The organism is Chryseobacterium sp. SG20098 (assembly GCF_031844745.1).
Classification (GTDB): Bacteria; Bacteroidota; Bacteroidia; order Flavobacteriales; family Weeksellaceae; genus Chryseobacterium; species Chryseobacterium cucumeris.
Genome location: NZ_CP134622.1, coordinates 4,617,086 through 4,639,549, shown reverse-complemented (window position 1 = coordinate 4,639,549; position 22,464 = coordinate 4,617,086). Strand labels below are relative to the sequence as shown.

Sequence of the window (22,464 nt, the reverse complement as noted above, 5' to 3'; positions counted from 1 at the left end):
GCTAAATCTTTATATTAATAATATTTTTATAGAGGTACCTCTGGGTTGATTCAATTCAATTACTATTTTTGCTCCTATCATTTTAGTTAATTGCAACACTAAGTGCAAACCTAATCCATATTTTTGTAATAAAAGTTTTTCATCTTGACTATTAGTTTGGAGAAATGTATAATAATTTATTTTTTCTTTGGACATACCTATTCCTTCATCTTGAATCTCAAGTATATTGGCGGAATTGGTATAATAAAAATTTATGTATATATTTCCATTTTGCGTATATTTAACCGCATTATCAAGAATATTATGAATAATTATTGAAAGAATATTCTTACTAATATTAGTGGTTACATCTTGTGATACGTGGTTAATAATTTTACTATTATTATATCTAGCTATATCATTAAAAAGAGATATCTTATTATCCAAGATTTCATTAAGAGGGTAACTTATATTATCATAAGTTTTATTATCTCTATAGATTTCCGAATATTCTTTAAGTGTCTGAGTAAACTTAAAAAGCTGCAGAGCATATTTATTTAAATTAAATAAATAAGATTTTTTTAATTTAATATCGTCGTCATTTGCTTCATAGAGCATTTCTGCTGTTAGAGCAAGATATTTTATAGGAGTTGTTATATCATGGCTTATGGTTCCGATCAATTTTTTTTGTTGAAGACTTTCATTTTCCAGTTTAGTCTTAGTATTTTGCAAATCTAAAACTATTTTGTTTAAGGCACTTGTTCTTTGCTTAATAACATTTTCAAGGACATCATTCATTTTTTCCAAGTAACTTACACGTAATTTGTATATGATAAAAATAAATAAAGAAAACAAAATAATTATTAAAATTTTAAACATCCATGTTTCATAGAAATAAGGTTTTACAATAATTAAAACTCTCTTGTAAGAATAAACTCCTTCAGAAGATATAAGGATTCTAAATAATAACTCATACTTTCCATGAGGCAAATTAGTAAAAGTAAATTTTCTATTTTGACCAATATTTTCCCATATTGCAGTTTGATTATTAAATTTAGCTTGAACTAATAAATTAGAAATATTACCATAATATGGAACATCTACTACAAGTGTCACTCTTGAAAAATTACGTTCAAGTATAAGTTTATCTGAAAAATATCTTTTATTATTATCAACTATAGCTGTTTCCACAAAGTAATTCCTACTGGGGTAGTATGCATGAATATCTTTTGGATTAAAAATAACCATACCCTCTAATGTAGGTAGAACAATTAATTTATTGTGTAGAGTGATTCCTACAGGATTGGCTCCGCCATTAAACTCATTAGTTATAAAACCATCTGATTTATTAAAAAGATAATAGTGAGGAATATACTTTTTTGAATTTACAAACTTTAACAGTTCAGATTCTTTAATCTGAAAAAGACCATGATTAGTAGTAATCCAAAAAAAACCATGATTATCTTCGATAATTGTATGAACCTCAGATAAGTACTTATAATAATCCAAAGGCAATTTTAATAAACGATTATTATCTAATAAAAAAAAACCATTACCGTAAGTAAGTATCCATACCCTATTGTCTCTACTAATAAAAATATTTCTAATGTTAGGTATATTTTTACTAACAATACTTAGTTTACCTGTTTTTATAGAGGCCCTATATAGAACTCTCCGGTCTGCAATTAATAAACTGTCGTGCGTGTAAAATTTAGCAAATTTAATTTCTTCATTTGTAAAAAAAGTCCTAAAAGGCTTATTAAATTGATTATTTAAATATAAATTCAAAATCCCTTTATCATTTTCGAAACTAATCATACACATATTATTGCCATAACCAAGAAATGAGATATAATATCCAAATTGTATTTCTCTTACAGTTTGATATTGCGAAAAGAAATTGGCAATATAAAGCTTACCATCTTGTTTATATAATAGATTTTTACGATTATCAAAAATAAAAGAGTATTTGTCAGATTTTCCTTTTAATTTTAATTGCTCTCTTTTACCATCAATAGAATAAATATTGCCAGTTGGCGATAAAATAGTGTTTCCTAACGGCAATAATGAATAAAATGAATTTAGATGAGGAGATCTTTTATCTTGTATAACTTTAAACTCATTAAAATTAATAACATATAAGCCTTTAACTAGACTTCCTATATATAATTTGTTATTTAACTTATCATAAAATATGGATGAACTGAAATTTAAATTTATATCTGCTTTATCAAAGTTAACTATTTTATGAACTTTGACCACATTATTATCCAAGTAAATACTATAAAGAGAATTTTTAAGATAAAGAAACGACTGATTATTTATTGAACTCCAAAAAAAATTTGCTTCTTTATCTTTTAAAATTTTATCACATTTTATTTCTGAAAATATTTTATCAGATAATTGGAACATTTTATTATTTTCTTTATTAAGAAAGAATATTTTTCCATCTATTCCAAATAAGTTATTAAGATTTTTGTGGTTTATCCCTGTTCTGTATTTAAAGATTCTTTTTTCACTATTAATATATTCGATACCATCGTTCAATATGTAATAAAATCCATTTTTAGTTTTCAAAAAATGTCCAACTTCTGAATTAACGTTACTACCTAAACTGTTTTTAACATAAAAAAGAAATTTTGTTTGCCTCCTATATCTACTAAAAGAAAAAGTCTTCTTAATTTCTTTCAAATTTCTTTTATTAATCAACAACATATTCTTCTCTCCATCATTTAAAGAAAAAATAAGATCTTTATCTACTTCCCCAAAAAAATCACCAAATCTATTATTTAAACCTTTTACTTCCGGGTTGACGAAATTTTGTCCATCAAATCTTACAATTCCAGATTCTGTTGATATCCATATAAAACCATACTTATCTTTAGTGATATCTTTAACGCTACTCTGAGGAAGACCGTCTTCTACATTGAGATTAGTAATACTATAAGATTGTGCATTTACAATATTTATACCTGCTACATATAGTATCATTAAAGTAATTTTCAACAAAATACAACTATAGGAAATCTTAACCATATACTAATAAAAACTTATTTATAAGTTATAAAAAAAACTCATCTAATTCTAATAAAATTTATTTATAAATATTATCAGAATTATAAATAATCTAACCATTTCATTTCATACAGCATTAATAGAAGTTTTACTTTATTTTTATTTAGTATAAAGCTTAGAATATTAATTTTTAATGTAACAGATAAAAGTAATTTTTGTTTTAAAATTTTTAGTTAAAAATTTAGCTAGCAATTTTTGTCCCTAAAATAATGTGAGGTAAATTGTGATTAGAGCAAATTAAAAAATATTATTTCTTATTTATCATTTGGAGTGATTATTGTAAATTTACTAACATTGAAATATAATTAAACATTTCCTTTAATTACAGCATGTGTTTAAAGGAATTATATAATAATTATTTAGGAAAAATTTGATAAATAAAATTTTTTTTCCATTTACTTATTGTATTACGACTAATATTCATTAGTGAAGATACTTGTGTGTTATTAAGATTATTTTTCCGCTGAAATTCAAGAATTTTTACAATAGCTCTTTCATCATAAGACCGATGTTTCTGATTATCTTCAAATTGTTTCTTAGATAATGAATCTTTAAAAATTGTCTGATTTAATTTAATTACGTCTAATGCTGTTAATTCTTTTTTACAAAGAATTTCTTTACATGCATCTAATTTATTAGGATGTTGCATTAATATAATGTCAGTATATATTTTTTTATAATTGGGTGAGGTTGATTTCATACTTATTTAATAGAAATTCTAATTAGAATAAAGACTGGGCTCTATTTTATTATTATTTTGCTTTTCTCTAAGTTTTACACGTTCTTCTTCTCTTCTAACAATTTCTCTCATGTCTGAAATTATTTTCCCATTTTCATCCTGAGTTATAAATCCTTTCATGTTTCTAATATCCCTTGAAGGATCTGAAAGATATTGTTTCCATTGTTTTTTAAACTGACTTTCATCTATTACAGGAAGTTGACCATCCGCCAAACCCAAACCTTTAATTATAAAATTTCCACCTTGTGGAGTTATAAATTCGCCGCCAGAAGCATCACTTTCAAAATTTGCTTGAATTTTGTTGTTTGCTATCATGGTCATTATATGTGATTTTGATGTATCTTCTATTTTAATAATAAGACCGGGTAGGCCATGAAATTTATAGGGTCCATCTTGAAAAGGAAGTTCAGAAAACCAAGCGATCCAATGTCTTCCTCCGAAATCAACAGTTGCTTTTTGGCAAATAAAATTACCTATTTTATTTTTTTCAGAATGTATTTTCCAATTTAACTTCTCATTCTCAATAATTTTATAAGTATCATTATAAATTTTATCTACTAAAAATGTTTTATAATGTGGATATTCTTTAATAACTTGGTATGATACTATTGCCCTTTTAAGTCGCCTATTCAATGAAAATAGTTCATTAAAATCATTTTTAGCTATTTGTTTTAAAGCAGAATCTCTTTTTACAATTTGTAAGCTTTGATATATTGATTGTTTTGAACTTATATCTAAAACCATGACCTCTTTAAATACATCTACTTTATTGGTAGAATCAGGAATAAATTGGTATTCGTAAATAAACCTGTTGATTTGAGCATTTACAAATGAAAATGCAAGTAAAAAAATTATTATAACTGTTCTCATATATTTTTCATTTTATTAAAACGTAAATTCATAGTTTATAAATTTAATAGTTCATGTTGTTCCAGATTATAATCTCGGGTAATTTTACTAAAATATCAGGAAGATTGCGTATTGCGGCTTGTATAAATTCTGTTTTCCCAATGCTTCGCTTTAGTTTCTTCAATTTCCCAAGTTTCTATTGAGGTAAATTCTGAGTGATGTGAAATATTTCTTAAGTAATAATATACGGTACACTGCTACTCGTTTTTATCAGTGTTATCAGCAAGCGCTTTCATAAATTCTTACTCTTCATTGAGTTTCTGTTTTTAGCTTTAAATTTTTATTTCTTTTCATGATATTATTGTTTTTAAAATTACAAGACATTTTACGTCATAAACGATAAATTCAAAAGCATAAATGCAATAAAAACAATTTTTGAAGATCAAAAATAATAGAGCCATATAAATCATGACTATATCTTTATTTGAATGCCACGTAATACTCAAAAAATTTGCATATTATTTAATATGTAAAAATAATGTGATTTCAAGATTACATCATTTTTCGAATTAATTTTTAACTGAAAGATTTTCTCTCCAGAAAATTTACTACAATCTTCATAACATTTTTATATATTGTTAATAAGATTGTAGATAGTAAAATTAAAAGGAATTTTCCAAAAATTCTCCTATCTAATTTACTGTATTAAACCACAAGAAATCAAAGTTACATAAGCTATTGTGAATTACACTCAATTTTTTCACCAACTTGTTTAAATATTCTGACAAACAAAAGACAAATGAAGAAAATTAGTAAATATACAACTGATAATACTATATTAACTAAATAAATGATATACTTTCATTCATATACAATCTGAAAGGAAATCAATAAGGTCTTAATTTGTCTTATACAAATCACTAAATCCACAGCACATTACTCTTACGATCAATAATGCATGTTACCTAATTTCAAACTAATAAAAGAATGAATGTACTTGTAAATTAAAAATATTACATAAAAATAAACCATTGTTTAAGCCAAGTTTTTTCTAGTGAAAAGCCTTAAATTTTAAATCTTATTTTTTTACTATTTACATTTTTCCTTTATTCTGTTTTTATATTAAAATTACAGTTTTCGATTCATAATAAATTTAATTAAATCATTCTAAAACTCATTTTATCTTAGGCAACTACAGACACTTTATTTAGCATAGCCTTAATATTTTTCTTAACAAACTATCAATAAAAATTAAAACTATTTACTATAAATCAGTAAAGCAACTAAATATATTGTAAAAAAAATCCTTAAAAATCTACTAATAATATCAATTTAAATATACACAAAGCTAATTACAATAATTTAACAATCAAAAACAAAGAGGTTAAAATATTTAAACACTGAATAGAATTATTTAAACAAAGACTTAAAATAATTAAGAATCAATGCTTTATCGTATATCATAAAAACAATTAGTCCACTAAATGCACTTACTAGTGACTTTTCCAAATTGTAATCGGTTTACTATTATTACAACAAATGACCTGATGCTGAAGGTTTTGATTATTTTTTAGTCCAACTATTTGAAAAAAAAAGCATAGACATTCTACAAAACAATGAGTCCACTTTAGGAATTACTGACTACCAAAGCTTTAAGTTGTCAAACAATCGTTCATTAAATGCTTTTGACGGAGATAAAAAAGTAAAAAGAATCAAATGGTATTTAGTGTAAGATCGAAACGGTTTTCTTTTGTCAATTATGGCAATGGTAGTTAATTTTTGTGATCCTACAGTCGTTAAATTGTACAGCACACATTTGCACAGTTTAATAAAATGTCTTTCCCTAAGGATGATGCCGTAATGAAGTAAGTATATCTCGCTTTAAAAGAAGCTACTAAAAATGGACGATGCCAATTCAAAATTGGGATATTGATCTTATCCAGTTAATGCTTATTTTTGAAGAAAGGCTCAGATTATAAAATCCAAACCTTCACTTTACAATTTACACAATTCGTGGGATAGTGCCATCAACAGAAAAATGAGAAAAGTTATTTACTCTTACTTTAGAAAGAAAAATCTAGTTTTAATCCAGTTCGAATTTTTTTTCAAAATTTTTGGTGCATCGAATCTATACCCCAAAAATACGTTAAGATATTGCATACTATTATTTACAGTAAAACCATTATCATTGTAATTCTGAAAACTAATATGATATTGTGATCCGAGGAAAAGATTTTTAAATTGATAGTTAATATTTAAGTTTAGGTTTAAATACAAAATATCCGTTCCGTAATTATTTCTATATCCATTGAAAGTGTTTTGTACATAACTAAAACCATAACCACTTCCAAGTTTCCCAGATAAAAGCAAATCACAATTTAATAAAACCCAATTGTACTGATAAGATATCTCGGGAATTATATTATATCTGTTTTGAGTACTTTTTAAATCTTCTTCCTTATTACTAAAATGGGAATAATTATAATTTGTTGTAACAATTAAGGAACCAGCACTTTTCCTCTGTATCTCTGTTTGATTGTTTACTGCTCTAAAAGATATTCTCTGGGCGTTGACTACATAGGAGGTACTGCCTCCTACATTTGTAACTTTAAAATCAGGAAACTGCATATAGGGTAAATCAAACATCCATTCTGTGGAAAAATCTTTTGTATTTTTTATGTAAAAGCCCTTTGTTTGATTGTAATATAGGGATTGCATCCAATAGTTTCTGAAAATGGTAAACGCAGCATCAAATCTAGTGGTACGACCTTTCTTTTCATTGTCCGGTTCTGTATTGGTCCACCTTTCGGGTAAGTCTATAGAGAAAGCTAAAAAATCATAATCTACAGATAAACTGTATTTCTGAGAATCATTAGGTATTATATTCAGGAAAACATCATTATTCTTTACATTAAAATTATTAGCTCTATTAAATGTAACTATTTTTAATACAATATGTTCATTAAGTCTTTTAACATAAGAAGAATCCTTTTCAAAATTCGTTTTTAATTTTGGGAATTGTGAAAATAGTGTTAAAGGAAATAAAAATATGCATACAGATAAAAATTTCATGTTAATTTTACTAATTAAAAAAATAGTTATATATTACTTTAAATTTATTTAAAACCATATTACTTATACCTGTCAAATTCGTAAAACATTAACTGTAATAAAGGACAAAAGACATAAAATTATTCAATTATTACTAACAACATAAGTAAAGATATATTATTATAAGAAAATGTATATGATGAAGAATTAATTTATTAGATGTGTTTGATATTACTTACAAATCAGAACTATCGTACCTATTTTTGTATGATTAGTAAAATCTTCCCTAAACTGATTTGAAATTGGATTGCCAGCTGCTCAGTATAATAATTTCTACATTAACAGAGTTTTTTCTCCAGAATCAAAAAACAATTACCATAGAAAGTTTGCTCATAAGTTTATATACATATACTTTTTTAAACCAGCACCTAAAAGGATACTAAGCAATGAACAGTAGCCAAAGCTGTAATAGAAATAAACTCTGGACCAATTCCTGATTAAAAAAATCATTTACATACATTTTTTTTATAATGAAACGCAGAGGTTAGAATATAAACTTTGAATATTTCTTTGCACGTTACTTAAAAAAATTCTACCTTTAAAGCGGACTTTGGAATACTAGTTACAGCTCCAAATTTTCTTGTGTGATGAATATTTTCTGTACTATCAGTATCACCGGATATCACTCCAAAAATAAGGCAAAATCTTCCTTTTCTACTTTCTAACAAATATCGTAGGAAAATAATAGAATATTTTACCGAACTAATATTATTCATTTGAAACGATAGCACAGGCTTTTGAAACTTGTAATGTAAACTACGACTGTTTTCTTGATCTATTTAATACATTGCTGTGTTTTACTTATTAAGTTCTATTTTATGTAATGTAGGCAACACTATATTATTCGCTACTAAAGAATATTTACAACTAAAATCTAGTGAATTTTTAGCTATAAGTCTATGATGTTCCATTTATATATTTAACAATATTATATACTGAAAGCGGAATATTGCAATACGATGTGCTTCATTAATTGTTGATGTGCAGCTGGTTGAAAACCGCCAATTATTATAATCAATCCCTTTATTTTGTCCAGCTGTTAGCTGAATTGTTGTTATTAAATTGGTTGAAATAGTATTTCCCGTGGCTTTAATGTACCATTTTCAAACTCCCAGTATAAGCCCTATACACCAATTCTAAATGCATTTACACCTGTAGTTGTTTGACAATCATTTTAAAATACAGATGCGACAATCAAATATGTTCCTGTAATTGGAACTGTATAGATACCAATATCAAAATATCAGGATGTTACATAGTTATTAATTACCATATGACGATAAGCTACAACTTTTTCTGAATTCTAAAATTGCGAATTTGAATCTGGATTTGTTCTATCTCGAATAGCTAACACAATTAATTGGGTAAAAGAAACTTATAGTCGCTATCTTCTATTTAAAATTTTAAAGTTATTTTACAAACTTTAATAGAGAAGCCGACCATATGTATTTCAAATTTTTCTGCTTTGCTCCTAAACATTCACTTGGAATAAATCATTGAAATCTATATATTGCCAAAAAATGAGCTCCTCCATAATTATTTAAACAATAAGCGGTAGATGCAGCGTTGTTATAGTCAATACCTACTTTATCTCCAGCATTCAACTTAACAGTAGCAAATAAATTTTGAACAATTCCACCTGAATTTAATACAGTAGTTTTTGTTTCTGCCAATCCAATACCCTGTCCAGATTTTGCTATTCTTACTGTATTAAAAGAACCAGTATTAACATTAGTACAACCGTTCATAAATAAACTAGTATTAATCTGATAAACACCACTAATAGGAGCTGTATAAATAGACGTCGAAGAATTATATCCTGTGCCAGGTGTATCATAATTGACTTCTACAATAGGAAATGTAGCCATCTTGAATTCTGCCGCAAAAGGACCATCAATATTAGTTTGTATTCCAGGCTCCCCCCCTTTGGCTAGTAAAATTAATTGACTAGTAGGAGCACTCACGATGGAGTTAGTAGATACTAATGATAACCAGTTTGTACCATTATAAACTTGAAATTGGTTTGACGTTGTATTATAAATAATAGACCCCGCAGTTCTTTTTGTATTATCTAAATTGTCCCTTTGGGTTGTAGTCATTCTTGGTATCGTAATTGCTCCATTGGTACCAGAAACATCTAATGCTCCTATAGGCTGCGCAGTCCCTATCCCGACATTACCGGAGTGATAGATATTTTCTGTAACCGTAGCTTCACCGGTGCCTGTAGTAGTGGAATGCCACGGTTGTAAAGTGGTAGTAACCATCTTTTGCCAAGCAGAGCCATCAAAGTAATAATAGCCAACAGAAGTAATATTAGATCTCTGACCTGTTACATTTCCTCCAGAAACATCCGTAATGTAAACCATAGCTCCTTTCTGGTCTGGGCCGTAAAGAGCATCGCCCTTATTCGTAAGCTCAGCTCTTGTAAGACGCGGAGCCTGAAGTCCTGCAATATCTGTAGAAACTGCAATTCCTGAAGTATCTTTTTTACCATTTATGTCAAAGGTACTTTTGGGAGTGGTTGTATTAATGCCCACTCCGGCAGATTGTGAATAAACTATCTGAGAAAATAGAACAATCACTGTAATAGAAATTTTTTTCATTATAATTTAGTTTAAAATTGTTTACGTGTGTCTTTAAAAAATACTAATTTCAATAAGAATACATTTTTTAGTCCTATAGCAGTTTTAATAATAGTATAGATTTAATTTATGATCTAAAACATATAAAACTACTATCTAATTTAATTATCTATAGCATTAAATTTATTTACAACAAAATTACTTGAATAACTAGATATTCCCGGAAGACAACTAGAACCAAATACGGTTAATTTTACTACACCTGATGTTACATTTACTTTGTAATTTACGTTATATTCATTCTGCGTAATATTAACTAGAGGAACTTTAGAAGAATTTGAACTTATAAATTGAAATGTTCCTGTGTTTGAAGAATCAGGGGACAGTACTACATCAAAATACGGAAGTCCCCCACTAACAGACTGCCCCCCAACCACCGACCCGGATATAAAGTTAGCAGAACCTGAATAAAGAATGCCACCGACATAAATGTTCCAAATTCCGACTGGTAAAGATATTGTTGAACCTGTAATCTGAGCGAAACTACACGTCACTAAACGAGACCCTATTGATCCCGTTATAATATTTGGAGTTACTGCATTTTGAGCAACCCATGAAGCATTGCCATTACCGTCAGACATAAGAATCTTGTTAGCGCCCTGCGTACCATCTGCATATCTAAAAGCACCAGAAGTAGAACTTTCTAAATGCAGTTTTGTAGTAGGCGACGTAGTCCCTATCCCCACGTTACCGGAGTGATAGATATTCTCTGTAACTGTAGTTGCACCGGTGCCTGTAGTGGTAGAATACCAAGGCTGTAAAGCAGTAGTGAGGCTCTGGATCGTCTGGCTGTCTGATGAAGACAGTACAGCACTCTCCTTAGCTTTAATGGCATACACCATGGCTACATTTCTTGAGCGGGTTTCCGTACCGCCATTATTTCTAATTGGATTACTTGAAACATATCCAGAATTTGGAATAGTTACTATACTATTATACTGACCTCTAACTCCAGACTCAAGAGGAGCAGTAGTAGCATCATAAACAGGATTTCTATATCCAACTACTTGTCCATTTCCATATTCAGTCTGGATATCATGCTTATGACTTTTAAAATCATCTGTTTGGGAAGTCCCTAAAGCTCTTCCCGTATCTACCCCTCTTCCAAGATCCAATCCCCGGATAAACTCTCCCCTAAGATCAGGAAGGTTGAACGTGGTAGAACCATCTCCCGATCCATACGTGGTTCCTATCTTTGCAAATAGTGCAGAATAGGTTGCCCTGCTTACCGCAGAACCATCACACACCAAATAAGAAGATGGGACAGAAGCATAAGAGAAAGCAGTAATAGAACCAATGTTTTGTTCCACATCTGAAGACATACCTATTTTCTGCCAAGCAGAACCATCAAAGTAATAATAGCCAACAGAAGAAATATTAGATCTTGGACCTGTTACATTTCCTCCAGAAACGTCCGTAATGTAAACTATAGCTCCCTTCTGGTCTGGGCCATAAAGCGTATCACCTTTACTCGTAAGCTCAGCTCTTGTAAGACGCGGAGCCTGAAGTCCTGCAATATCTGTGGAAACTGCTAATCCTGAAGAATCTTTTTTACCATTTATGTCAAAGGTACTTTTGGGAGTGGTTGTATTAATACCTACTCCGGCAGATTGTGAATAAACTATCTGAGAAAATAGAACAATCACTGTAATAGAAAATTTTTTCATTATAATTTAGTTTAAAATTGTTTACGTGTGTCTTTAAAAAATACTAATTTCAATAAGAATACATTTTTTAACTTTTTTATTCTTTTCAAGTGTAATGTCAATAAAAAAATTTATTTCTTTATATCGCTTAACAAATATAAAAATCTTTTGAACTACAACCATCCGTTTTTGACAGAATTTTCAGTCAGCGTTTGCATAAGCTCTAATTGTAAGCTCTCTAATTTTGCATTCTTTCAAGATGATGATTCTTCTTTTAAAACTTTGATTAAATTCGCTGTATTTAATCGTTACATTTGCAAAAGCTATAAATAAGATAAATATTAAATCCGAAATTTTTATAATAATACAAGTAGTGAAAGTATAAGAATAAAATCATCTTAAAAAAACTACTATTTTATTAAAAAATTAAAAGAGCTTTGAAAACTAATTAATCCTATTCATTCACAAACTATCTTATCATTGTCAAAACAAAAGAGTTTTCTCCCTGTGTATTTCTAGTTACATTCGAAGTACACCCTCCACCATACCTTGCCCTAAGTGTATAAACAGCTGGTGTAAGATAAGCCACACCCGAACTATAAATATAATCCGAAGTTACTGGAGAACATGTATTATGAATATCCTGGCCAACGAAAGCCTGAGCCCCAGTAGTTTGGTTAACAATATTTACCGCAACAAAAGCACCACAACCAGCGGGTGATTTATCGGTAATCAATTTAAATTAAATTAAATAGTAGCCTGCCTCCGTAACAGTTGCACTAGCACCTGTATACACTGCTTGCGCCTGTAAAGAAGTATTAGTCCCAGTTGACGATTGAATATATAAAGCAGCTGCAGATCCGCCAATTTTTTGCCAAAAAGAACCATCAAAGTAATAATAGCCAACAGAAGTAATATTAGATCTCTGACCTATTACATTTCCTCCCGAAATATCTGTAATGTAAACTATAGCTCCCCTCTGGTCTGTATTATAAAGCGCATCACCCTTATTTGTAAGCTCAGCTCTTGTAAGACGCGGAGCCTGAAGTCCTGCAATATCCGTGGAAACTGCTAATCCTGAATAATCTTTTTTACCATTTATGTCAAAGGTACTTTTGGGAGTGGTTGTATTAATACCTACTCCGGCAGATTGTGAATAAACTATTTGAGAAAATAGAACAATCACTGTAATAGAATTTTTTTTTTTTAATATCATACACTAAGGTTATTTTAATAAGTTATTTTATTCTATTCTATAAATTGTTAATCTTTGAGAATCCCCAAGGTTAGTAGAGCAATAACCGGCATTATTATAGTTATAATCTATCCATACCTTATCACCAGTATTTAAATAAACCGTTGAAGATAAAGAAGCAGGAACAGTTTGACCACCAGATATATATATTTCTGCTGCACCTGAACCTTGATTACTTAATGCCACTCTAAAAGTTGTCGTTACGGTCGTAACTGAAGGACAACTAGATAAGAATAGATTTGCATTAATCATGTAATAACCTGCTTTAGGCGCTGTATAAATTGAGGTATTAGCATCCCAAGCTGCACCATCACGATTTATAATTGTACTTTTAAAAAAAGCTATTTTTGCTGCTGCCCAATTTAAAGAAGTGCTATTATCATTAACACCGTTTCCTTTTGCTAATAAAACTAATTGTGGTGAAGGATTAGAAGATGTTACTACTTTTCTCCATTCCGTACCATTATTAAAATATTGACCTGGTGTAACATCAGCAGCCGTAGCTGTATTATAAACGATCATTCCCTGTACATGAGATGATAAAGGAGATGCAGATGATGTAGACGATAAAGCTACCCTTGGAATTAATAATCCTTTATTAGTAGAGTTAAGTTCTAATACAGCAGACGCATCAGGCGACGTAGTCCCTATCCCCACGTTACCGGAGTGATAGATATTCTCTGTAACTGTAGTTGCACCGGTGCCTGTAGTGGTAGAATACCAGGGTTCTGAAGCCGTAATAAGGTTCTGTATGGTTTGGCTTTCTGATGAAGAAATAACCGCACTCTCCTTAGCTTTAATGGCATACACCATCGCTATGTTTCTTGGACGGGTTTCTGTACCGCCTGTGTTTCCTATTGTTACAGTTTGTATTAGTCCATATCTGTTAGCACCAGTACTAACATTGTTAAGATTGTCATTAGCTGTTCCAGTACTAACAGATAACTGATTTGAACTCAAAGAATGATTATGACTTTTAAAATCATCTGTTTGGGAAGTCCCTAAAGCTCTTCCCGTATCTACTCCTCTTCCAAGATCCAACCCCCGGATAAACTCTCCCCTAAGATCAGGAAGGTTGAACGTAGTAGAACCGTCCCCTGATCCATACGTGGTTCCTATCTTTGCAAATAGTGCAGAATAGGTTGTCCTGCTTACCGCAGAACCATCACAAACCAAATAAGAAGATGGTATTGCAGAATAAGAGAAAGCTGTTATAGAACCAATGTTTTGTTCCACACTTGAAGACATACCCATTTTCTGTCACACGCTTCCATCAAAATAATAGTAGCCCTCAGCGGTAATATTAGCGGTTTTTGTACTTGATGATGTTACCGCTGCAGTAGCGTATATTATTGTCCCTTTCTGCGCAGTAGTATACTGAGCATCTCCTGCCTTGATCTGATCTCCGGTTAATCTGGGTGCAAGAAGCCCCTCCGGCTTGCTACCGTCGGTAGTTTTTGGGGTGATATCCACGGTCGCATTCGGGGTGGTGGTATTAACACCCACCTGTCCAGACAGCCCAAGAGAAGATAGCGTTAAAGTAAATATAATTTTTTTTATCATTTTGGTTGATTTTAGATGGTTAAATATGGATTTTTATTTAGCAAAAAAGCTGATTTGCAGTTCATCATTTCTAATGCTTATTGGTTATGCTTGGTTGTAAGTTCCTATTGCTGGCGTGGAAATCTTCGTTCGTGACCAAAACTCTGTCTTTTGATTTTTAAACCACCACGAGCGAGACGCTTGCGCCAGCTAGGGAAAGGAATTATAACTAATATCTTTACTAATAAATTATGAGTTTACAAAGAGACATTCAAAGAATTTATTTATTAATTTTGAAATTTTACAAAATCTAAGTAAAAATTTGGATTTCCTATATTAAATTCAGAAGGCACTGTACCGTTAGTTTTCTTGGCTAAAACATTATATGTCCCTGGAGCAGAAAAATATAAAACTCTCGTCTGGTCTCTGGGTACTAAAAAACCGTCTGTTGCTCCGCAATAAGCTTTCCAAACATCCCCAACACCAATTATGTAAAAAGAATAATCATTACAAGTAGAATTTATTGCTATACCCATTCGAATAAAATACCATCCTTTTGAGGGAATAGTTAATGAAAGACCTGTGGAGAAACCTGATCCCCCTATTGAACCTGTATACGGATTTACAAGTGTACCTGTGTACGAAGTCCAATTATCTGCAAATGAAGTTGGACTTGTAGAAGACCACGAAGCATTACCATTAGCATCAGAGACCAGAACTTTATTAGCACCTTGCGTACCATCTGCATATCTAAAAGCACCAGAAGTAGAACTTTCTAAATGCAGTTTTGTAGTAGGCGACGTAGTCCCTATCCCCACGTTACCGGAGTGATAGATATTCTCTGTAACTGTAGTTGCACCGGTGCCTGTAGTGGTAGAATACCAGGGTTCTGAAGCCGTAATAAGGTTCTGTATGGTTTGGCTTTCTGATGAAGAAATAACCGCACTCTCCTTAGCTTTAATGGCATACACCATCGCTATGTTTCTTGGACGGGTTTCTGTACCGCCTGTGTTTCCTATTGTTACAGTTTGTATTAGTCCATATCTGTTAGCACCAGTACTAACATTGTTAAGATTGTCATTAGCTGTTCCAGTACTAACAGATAACTGATTTGAACTCAAAGAATGATTATGACTTTTAAAATCATCTGTTTGGGAAGTCCCTAAAGCTCTTCCCGTATCTACTCCTCTTCCAAGATCCAACCCCCGGATAAACTCTCCCCTAAGATCAGGAAGGTTGAACGTAGTAGAACCGTCCCCTGATCCATACGTGGTTCCTATCTTTGCAAATAATGCAGAATAGGTTGTCCTGCTTACCGCAGAACCATCACAAACCAAATAAGAAGATGGTATTGCAGAATAAGAGAAAGCAGTTATAGAACCAATGTTTTGTTCCACACTTGAAGACATACCCATTTTCTGCCAAGCAGAACCATCAAAGTAATAATAGCCAACAGAAGAAATATTAGATCTTGGACCTGTTACATTTCCTCCAGAAACGTCCGTAATGTAAACTATAGCTCCCTTCTGGTCTGTATCATAAAGCGTATCACCTTTACTCGTAAGCTCAGCTCTTGTAAGACGCGGAGCCTGAAGTCCTGCAATATCTGTGGAAACTGCTAATCCTGAATAATCTTTTTTACCATTTATGTCAAAGGTACTTTTGGGAGTGGTTGTATTAATGCCCACTCCGGAAGATTGTGAATAAACTATCTGAGAAAATAGAAAAATCAATGTAATAGAAATTTTTTTCATTATAATTTAGTTTAAAATTGTTTACGTGTGTCCTTAAAAATACTAATTTCAATAAGAATACATTTTTTAACTTTTTTATTCTTTTCAAGTGTAATGTCAATAAAAAAAATTATTTCTTCATATCGCTTAACAAATGTAAAAATCTTTTGAACTACAACCATCCGTTTTTGACAGAATTTTCAGTCAGCGTTTGCATAAGCTCTAATTGTAAGCTCTCTAATTTTGCATTCTTTCAAGATGATGATTCTTCTTTTAAAACTTTGATTAAATTCGCTGTATTTAATCGTTACATTTGCAAAAGCTATAAATAAGATAAATATTAAATCTGAAATTTTTATAATAATACAAGTAGTGAAAGTATAAGAATAAAATCATCTTAAAAAAACTACTATTTTATTAAAAAATTAAAAGAGCTTTGAAAACTAATTAATCCTATTCATTCACAAACTATCTTATCATTGTCAAAACAAAAGAGTTTTCTCCCTGTGTATTTCTAGTTACATTCGAAGTACACCCTCCACCATACCTTGCCCTAAGTGTATAAACAGCTGGTGTAAGATAAGCCACACCCGAACTATAAATATAATCCGAAGTTACTGGAGAACATGTATTATGAATATCCTGGCCAACGAAAGCCTGAGCCCCAGTAGTTTGGTTAACAATATTTACCGCAACAAAAGCACCACAACCAGCGGGTGATTTATCGGTAATCAATTTAAATTGAATTAAATAGTAGCCTGCCTCCGTAACAGTTGCACTAGCACCTGTATACACTGCTTGCGCCTGTAAAGAAGTATTAGTCCCAGTTGACGATTGAATATATAAAGCAGCTGCAGATCCGCCAATTTTTTGCCAAAAAGAACCATCAAAGTAATAATAGCCAACAGAAGAAATATTAGATCTCTGACCTGTTACATTTCCTCCAGAAACATCCGTAATGTAAACCATAGCTCCTTTCTGGTCTGGGCCGTAAAGAGCATCGCCCTTATTCGTAAGCTCAGCTCTTGTAAGACGCGGAGCCTGAAGTCCTGCAATATCTGTAGAAACTGCAATTCCTGAAGTATCTTTTTTACCATTTATGTCAAAGGTACTTTTGGGAGTGGTTGTATTAATACCTACTCCGGCAGATTGTGAATAAACTATTTGAGAAAATAGAACAATCACTGTAATAGAAAATTTTTTCATTATAATTTAGTTTAAAATTGTTTAATTGTGTCTTAAAAATACTAATCTTACTAACAATAGATTTTTTAATTTTTATACAGAAAAACTACTACTAAATTAAGAAATATAGTAATAGTTACAATATAAAAAGTTAAACTAATTAATATTTGAATTAAGTCAATGTGTAAACTTACATACTAATAAAATGTAATTAGGAATCGAACATATAGGAGATTCTCTAATTTGTTTTTTATTACAAAAGTATAACTTGCTACACAACGGAATATTATTTTATTTAGCTATTTCAGTAATTTTAAACCAGTCAGAGCCTGGGTTTTTCATTTGAATAAAATCATCTCCATCTAATCTTGTAATATAGATATCTATGGTTATTATACTATCAGAATCATTAATATACTGTGTCTGTAAAGGAAAAAGAGTTCCAGATCTTGTACCTCCTCCTCCTGTATCATGATGATCCCATCGTTGATAGCCATAAGCATAAGTACTTCCATTTATCTTAAGCTCAGATTGAAACTCATCTCCATCATAGCCTGCTACAAAATAAGGAGTATTAAACTCAACAATAATTTTAGAGTTTGTAGAAATAGGTTTATATTTCAAAGTACATAGAATTCCATTTGTAATAGGATCTGTTCTTCTAGAATCTGGATTTAACAACTTTGTACTAAGTACAGTACCGGAATTAGAATAAGCAGATTTTTTAAGTTCACCTGTTGAGGCATCTATATATAATAGTAAATCCGACCCGTTAGCCAAATTCATTTCTCTTATACGCACTTTACCATTAACATCTAATGCAGATTCAGGAAAGATGTTTCCTACACCAATATTACCATTACTGTCTATTTTAAGTCTTTCTACATCACCAGTCTTAAAAACTATAGGAGTACTTTTAACGGTACCAATTTCAAGGCCTTTATCCCCGTTATTTTTTATTTGTGAAAATTGATCACTTTTAGTACTAAGTAACAGACGATCATTACTTAAACTTATACTAGAATTATAAGATGTCAATTCTAATCTATTTTCTCTATCAATACCAACCATAGTCATTTTCGTCATATCCTTAGTTAGATCAAACAACAACTGCGACTTATAATCTGGATCACGTAAACCGAATAGGCTATTATTAGTATTTATCCATCTAGCTGAAGTAAGAGTACCATTTGAATTATAGATATTTATATTTTTTTCCGAATTAAATTTTTGCCATATTTCTCCATCAAAGTAATAGTAACCCTTATCTTTAATATTTATTCGTTGCCCCTGTGCATTACCACCTGTAATATCTGTAATATATATAATGGCTCCCGTATGTTCTACCGTATATAGATTCTCACCTTTAACTGTAATTTCTTCACGAGTGAAACGTGGTGCCATAATACCTGCCGCATCTGTTAAAACAAAATTACCACTAGGATCTTTCTTTCCATTAACATCCAGACTGGTTACCGGTTTTTTTGTATTAATACCAACTCTCGAGGCGTCAACCTGTGTAAGCTGAGCAAAAATTGAACTTTGAGCTAGTAACAAAACTAATACAAATATATTTTTCATATTTTCGATTTCTATAATTATTTAATTAATGTTAATATAACAGAATTTTGATTTTCTTCAGCTTTTGTTTTATAATTATCACACTCCCCACCATACCTAATCAATAAATCGTATTTACCCACCTTAAGATACGCCGCAGTAGAAGAAAACATGTAATCATTTGGACCAAATGAACTGGCCATAATAACATCAGATACTGAAAGATAGCCATCTTGATCTCTTAAGTTCATGGCCAAATAAGGGCCACACGAATCAGGACTTTTATCTATAACCACCTTGAACTGAATTAAATAATAACCAGGTTCAGAAACATCTACTTGTGCCCCCGTTGGAAAAAATTTATCTCTGCTACTTTTCAAATCAACTTCCGCTGATCCAGTAGAAGCTATGTACAATGTTTTTCTGTTAACACCCGTACCAACCTTTAACCATACTGCTCCATCAAAATAATAATACCCCGGAGTATCTATATTAATTGCCTGTTCGAGTTCACCAATACCTCCAGATACATCAGAAATGTAAATAATAGCAGCTTTCTGATCCTCTGTATATACACTATTACCCTTAGCTACAAGTTCAGCCAAAGTTAAACGAGGCGCCTGTAACCCAACAGGATCTGTGGAAATAGATTTACCAGAAGAATCCTTAAGCCCGTTCACATCTAATGTAGTTCTAGGATTTGTGGTATTTATACCTACCCTACCTGACTGGGCTTGAAGCGCAAGTACAGCCAAAGCACTAAAAAGTGTAATAATTTTTTTTTTCATTGTTTTTTAGAATTGCCTGAATAATAAATTGATTTTGAAAAATTGAAACCAAAAATCAAACTTAAAAAATTAATTTTTCAATAATTAAATCACATACAAAGATAAAAATGCTTTATATTTTTTTAAGCAAAAGCTTATTAATAAAGGAATTTAATAAAGAATAATTAAAAAATTTAACTTTGCAAAATTAGACATGTTAAAAACAATAGCACATTCATTTTATATAGAATTAATTTCAAATTAAATAGAAAAAATTAATATAACTTTAAAGTTTTTCAGATATAAATATAAAAGGCTTTCGCCTGGATTAATAAGTCGTATTTTTGTAATGAACAAAAGAATATATGAATGTCCGTTTATTTGCCTAATCCTGTAATGTTAGCAATAATGAGCCTATCAAACAATTTTTCTCCAAAATATCTTCGATTCAGCTTATAAACAAACTCATTTAAGTACAATTGAAGGTATTATTTTTTATTTTATGATAATTTTCTACAAGATTTCTTTTGGCATTGCTTATTGCAATATGGACACATTTTAAAGTTTCTTTCGTAGTTTCTTTTGAGCTTTTTTCCATCACATGAAGTTCTACAAAATCCGCAATATCAACATACGATGTGCTTTTATCTGTAAACACGATACTTTGATTATCAATTGATTCTTGAATAATTTCGTTAATTTCTTCTGAATCATGACCTTGCAAAACCTTGGCTTTAAAGAAACGAACGTGCTTTTCCTTTTTGCCTGTTTCAACATCTTCCAAAAGGGTACTTTCTGTCATCATTACAACGTTCTGTTTTCCTACAGCTCCTTTTCCACGAATCCCTTTTTCCTGTTCTATTTCGCTTGATTCTACTGTGTAATAGGCTTCTTCAAATTCAATCATTCCTTCCAATGTGTACATAGAGTCACGGTTTCCCATAGCGGTTCTTAATTTGTGAACCATAGACCAACTGGTTCATATCTTTTTAATCCCAGTTGTTTTTGAATCTCTTTTGCCGAAAATCCTTTCTTAGTAGCACTCATTAAAAACATGGCTTTGTATCAAACTAAAAAGACAATTTTGAAAACTCCATGATCGTTCCTTTTCGCAGAGAAGTTCGGTATTTACAGTTTTTACATTCATAACTCCACTTATCTTTCTTCCAGTAATGATCTTTACTGTAACATTTATTACAAATAACCCCTTGTAAATCTCTCTGTTCTTTAAAATGAGTTCTGCAATCTTCTTCTGTACCAAAATGAGCTGTAAAACTAAATAAATTCATCGTTATTTATTTGACTAACAAAAAGATAGTAAACAGTAGGCAATTACACGGATATTCATAAAAGAATAAGATTTATTAAGTGATTTGATAGCTTTGTTAGGATATAATTTTTATATCAATTAAGAGTAATAGAAAAATGAAAAAAAATTACAGTTTAGAGCTCAAGATTTAGGCCGCATATATAATTGGTAGCGAGGCAATTTAGCCGCGGTAGCTGACGAGTTGAGGATCTTGAAAGAAAATCTTATTAAGTAGCGAAAACTTTACAAAGAATGCAAACTTAGTAAAGAAAAATAAATATCATCTGTTCCGATAAGTGATAAATTATTGGAACTTCGCAAGGAACTAGAAGAAAAAAAGTTTTAACGTTATATCTTAAACCGTTAGGTATCTTATTGGGAAGATTTACAGAGTATTAAAGGTAAGCAGTAGCAATTTTATAACTAGAAGAAATGAAAAGCAAGTCGTCAATCAGAAACAAGAGCTCTTTTAGCAGCAAAAATATTTAGTATTAATAATTGGAGCAGTTGAAAATATGTAAGCCCTCGTAATACCCAAGGACTAGAAACAAAAGTAATGAAAGCTGCTTACTTACTTGCTGCTGGCCAGATTAATTAGAGAACGCAACCTAAGAACTATTGTTAACAAAAAATTTAAGAAAACTACTAATTGACTCCTCCCAACCAGTTAGTTTAGGTTTCTTCTCTTCGATAAATATTTCTGAAAATTATTTGAATCAAAAAATTGAAGTTAAAAGCAGTAATGATCTCTGGGTGTATGATATTAAATATAGGTTAGGTTTGTTTAAGCTTACTACAGTTTGATAGAAAGTCTATAGGCTAGTAATTAAGTGAAACGATGATGGCTCAGGTAACTAGTAGAATATCGCTTCCTCGAATTACTAAAAGTGTTAGTATAAAAGAAAATTGTTATCATAATGCTTAGCAGAAAGCTTTTTTCAAAATTCTTAAAGAAGGCTGCATTCTGCTTTAGTAAATTTAATCCATAAATAATATGTAAAGTATCAATAGATCCGCTACAACAATAACTTAAATTTATAGTATAAAGTTTAAAACCTTTATAGATAAAGAA

13 protein-coding genes and 1 pseudogene are annotated in these 22,464 nt (G+C 30.7%); all 14 read right to left on the bottom strand.

Annotation, left to right across the window (positions count from 1 at the left end; genetic code table 11):
• Positions 1-9: 9 nt before the first annotated feature.
• The gene (locus RHP76_RS21315) at positions 10-2,970 is read right to left on the bottom strand and encodes a sensor histidine kinase (protein WP_311228998.1); all 2,961 of its coding nucleotides are present in this window, start codon (positions 2,968-2,970) and stop codon (positions 10-12) included.
• 439 nt (positions 2,971-3,409) lie between these two features.
• The gene (locus tag RHP76_RS21310; protein WP_311228997.1) at positions 3,410-3,754 is read right to left on the bottom strand and encodes a helix-turn-helix domain-containing protein; all 345 of its coding nucleotides are present in this window, start codon (positions 3,752-3,754) and stop codon (positions 3,410-3,412) included.
• An 18-nt stretch (positions 3,755-3,772) separates the two neighbouring features.
• Complete coding sequence (locus RHP76_RS21305; protein WP_311228996.1) at positions 3,773-4,663, bottom strand: GLPGLI family protein; 891 nt, start codon at positions 4,661-4,663, stop codon at positions 3,773-3,775.
• A gap of 2,037 nt (positions 4,664-6,700) precedes the next feature.
• Entirely contained in the window at positions 6,701-7,714 is a 1,014-nt protein-coding gene (locus RHP76_RS21300) for a DUF4421 family protein (protein WP_311228995.1), read from the bottom strand.
• A gap of 1,532 nt (positions 7,715-9,246) precedes the next feature.
• Positions 9,247-10,356 carry a phage tail-like protein gene (locus tag RHP76_RS21295; protein WP_311228994.1) on the bottom strand — a complete coding sequence of 370 codons (1,110 nt, stop codon included), beginning with the start codon at positions 10,354-10,356 and terminating at the stop codon, positions 9,247-9,249.
• A gap of 140 nt (positions 10,357-10,496) precedes the next feature.
• The gene (locus RHP76_RS21290) at positions 10,497-12,062 is read right to left on the bottom strand and encodes a phage tail protein (protein ID WP_311228993.1); all 1,566 of its coding nucleotides are present in this window, start codon (positions 12,060-12,062) and stop codon (positions 10,497-10,499) included.
• Positions 12,063-12,783: 721 nt separating this feature from the next.
• Positions 12,784-13,257 carry a phage tail-like protein gene (locus RHP76_RS21285; RefSeq protein WP_311228992.1) on the bottom strand — a complete coding sequence of 158 codons (474 nt, stop codon included), beginning with the start codon at positions 13,255-13,257 and terminating at the stop codon, positions 12,784-12,786.
• 27 nt (positions 13,258-13,284) lie between these two features.
• Positions 13,285-14,544: a phage tail-like protein gene (locus RHP76_RS21280; protein ID WP_311228991.1), complete on the bottom strand. Its 1,260-nt coding sequence runs from the start codon at positions 14,542-14,544 to the stop codon at positions 13,285-13,287.
• 12 nt (positions 14,545-14,556) lie between these two features.
• On the bottom strand, positions 14,557-14,769 hold the full coding sequence (locus RHP76_RS21275; RefSeq protein WP_311228990.1) for a phage tail-like protein: 213 nt from the start codon (positions 14,767-14,769) through the stop codon (positions 14,557-14,559).
• Positions 14,770-15,125: 356 nt separating this feature from the next.
• On the bottom strand, positions 15,126-16,592 hold the full coding sequence (locus tag RHP76_RS21270) for a tail fiber protein (protein WP_311228989.1): 1,467 nt from the start codon (positions 16,590-16,592) through the stop codon (positions 15,126-15,128).
• A 447-nt stretch (positions 16,593-17,039) separates the two neighbouring features.
• On the bottom strand, positions 17,040-17,777 hold the full coding sequence (locus RHP76_RS21265; RefSeq protein WP_311228988.1) for a phage tail-like protein: 738 nt from the start codon (positions 17,775-17,777) through the stop codon (positions 17,040-17,042).
• Between the two features lie 270 nt (positions 17,778-18,047).
• The gene (locus RHP76_RS21260; protein WP_311228987.1) at positions 18,048-19,337 is read right to left on the bottom strand and encodes a phage tail-like protein; all 1,290 of its coding nucleotides are present in this window, start codon (positions 19,335-19,337) and stop codon (positions 18,048-18,050) included.
• A gap of 17 nt (positions 19,338-19,354) precedes the next feature.
• Entirely contained in the window at positions 19,355-20,104 is a 750-nt protein-coding gene (locus RHP76_RS21255; protein WP_311228986.1) for a phage tail-like protein, read from the bottom strand.
• A gap of 356 nt (positions 20,105-20,460) precedes the next feature.
• Positions 20,461-21,372, bottom strand: a pseudogene (locus RHP76_RS21250) (IS1595 family transposase).
• Positions 21,373-22,464: the final 1,092 nt, after the last annotated feature.

Coding starts and splice junctions, on each gene's coding strand:
- RHP76_RS21315 (WP_311228998.1), bottom strand. CDS start 2,970: ATGATACTATATGTAGCAGGTATAAATATTGTAAATGCACAATCTTAT.
- RHP76_RS21310 (WP_311228997.1), bottom strand. CDS start 3,754: ATGAAATCAACCTCACCCAATTATAAAAAAATATATACTGACATTATA.
- RHP76_RS21305 (WP_311228996.1), bottom strand. CDS start 4,663: ATGAGAACAGTTATAATAATTTTTTTACTTGCATTTTCATTTGTAAAT.
- RHP76_RS21300 (WP_311228995.1), bottom strand. CDS start 7,714: ATGAAATTTTTATCTGTATGCATATTTTTATTTCCTTTAACACTATTT.
- RHP76_RS21295 (WP_311228994.1), bottom strand. CDS start 10,356: ATGAAAAAAATTTCTATTACAGTGATTGTTCTATTTTCTCAGATAGTT.
- RHP76_RS21290 (WP_311228993.1), bottom strand. CDS start 12,062: ATGAAAAAATTTTCTATTACAGTGATTGTTCTATTTTCTCAGATAGTT.
- RHP76_RS21285 (WP_311228992.1), bottom strand. CDS start 13,257: ATGATATTAAAAAAAAAAAATTCTATTACAGTGATTGTTCTATTTTCT.
- RHP76_RS21280 (WP_311228991.1), bottom strand. CDS start 14,544: ATGTCTTCAAGTGTGGAACAAAACATTGGTTCTATAACAGCTTTCTCT.
- RHP76_RS21270 (WP_311228989.1), bottom strand. CDS start 16,592: ATGAAAAAAATTTCTATTACATTGATTTTTCTATTTTCTCAGATAGTT.
- RHP76_RS21265 (WP_311228988.1), bottom strand. CDS start 17,777: ATGAAAAAATTTTCTATTACAGTGATTGTTCTATTTTCTCAAATAGTT.
- RHP76_RS21260 (WP_311228987.1), bottom strand. CDS start 19,337: ATGAAAAATATATTTGTATTAGTTTTGTTACTAGCTCAAAGTTCAATT.
- RHP76_RS21255 (WP_311228986.1), bottom strand. CDS start 20,104: ATGAAAAAAAAAATTATTACACTTTTTAGTGCTTTGGCTGTACTTGCG.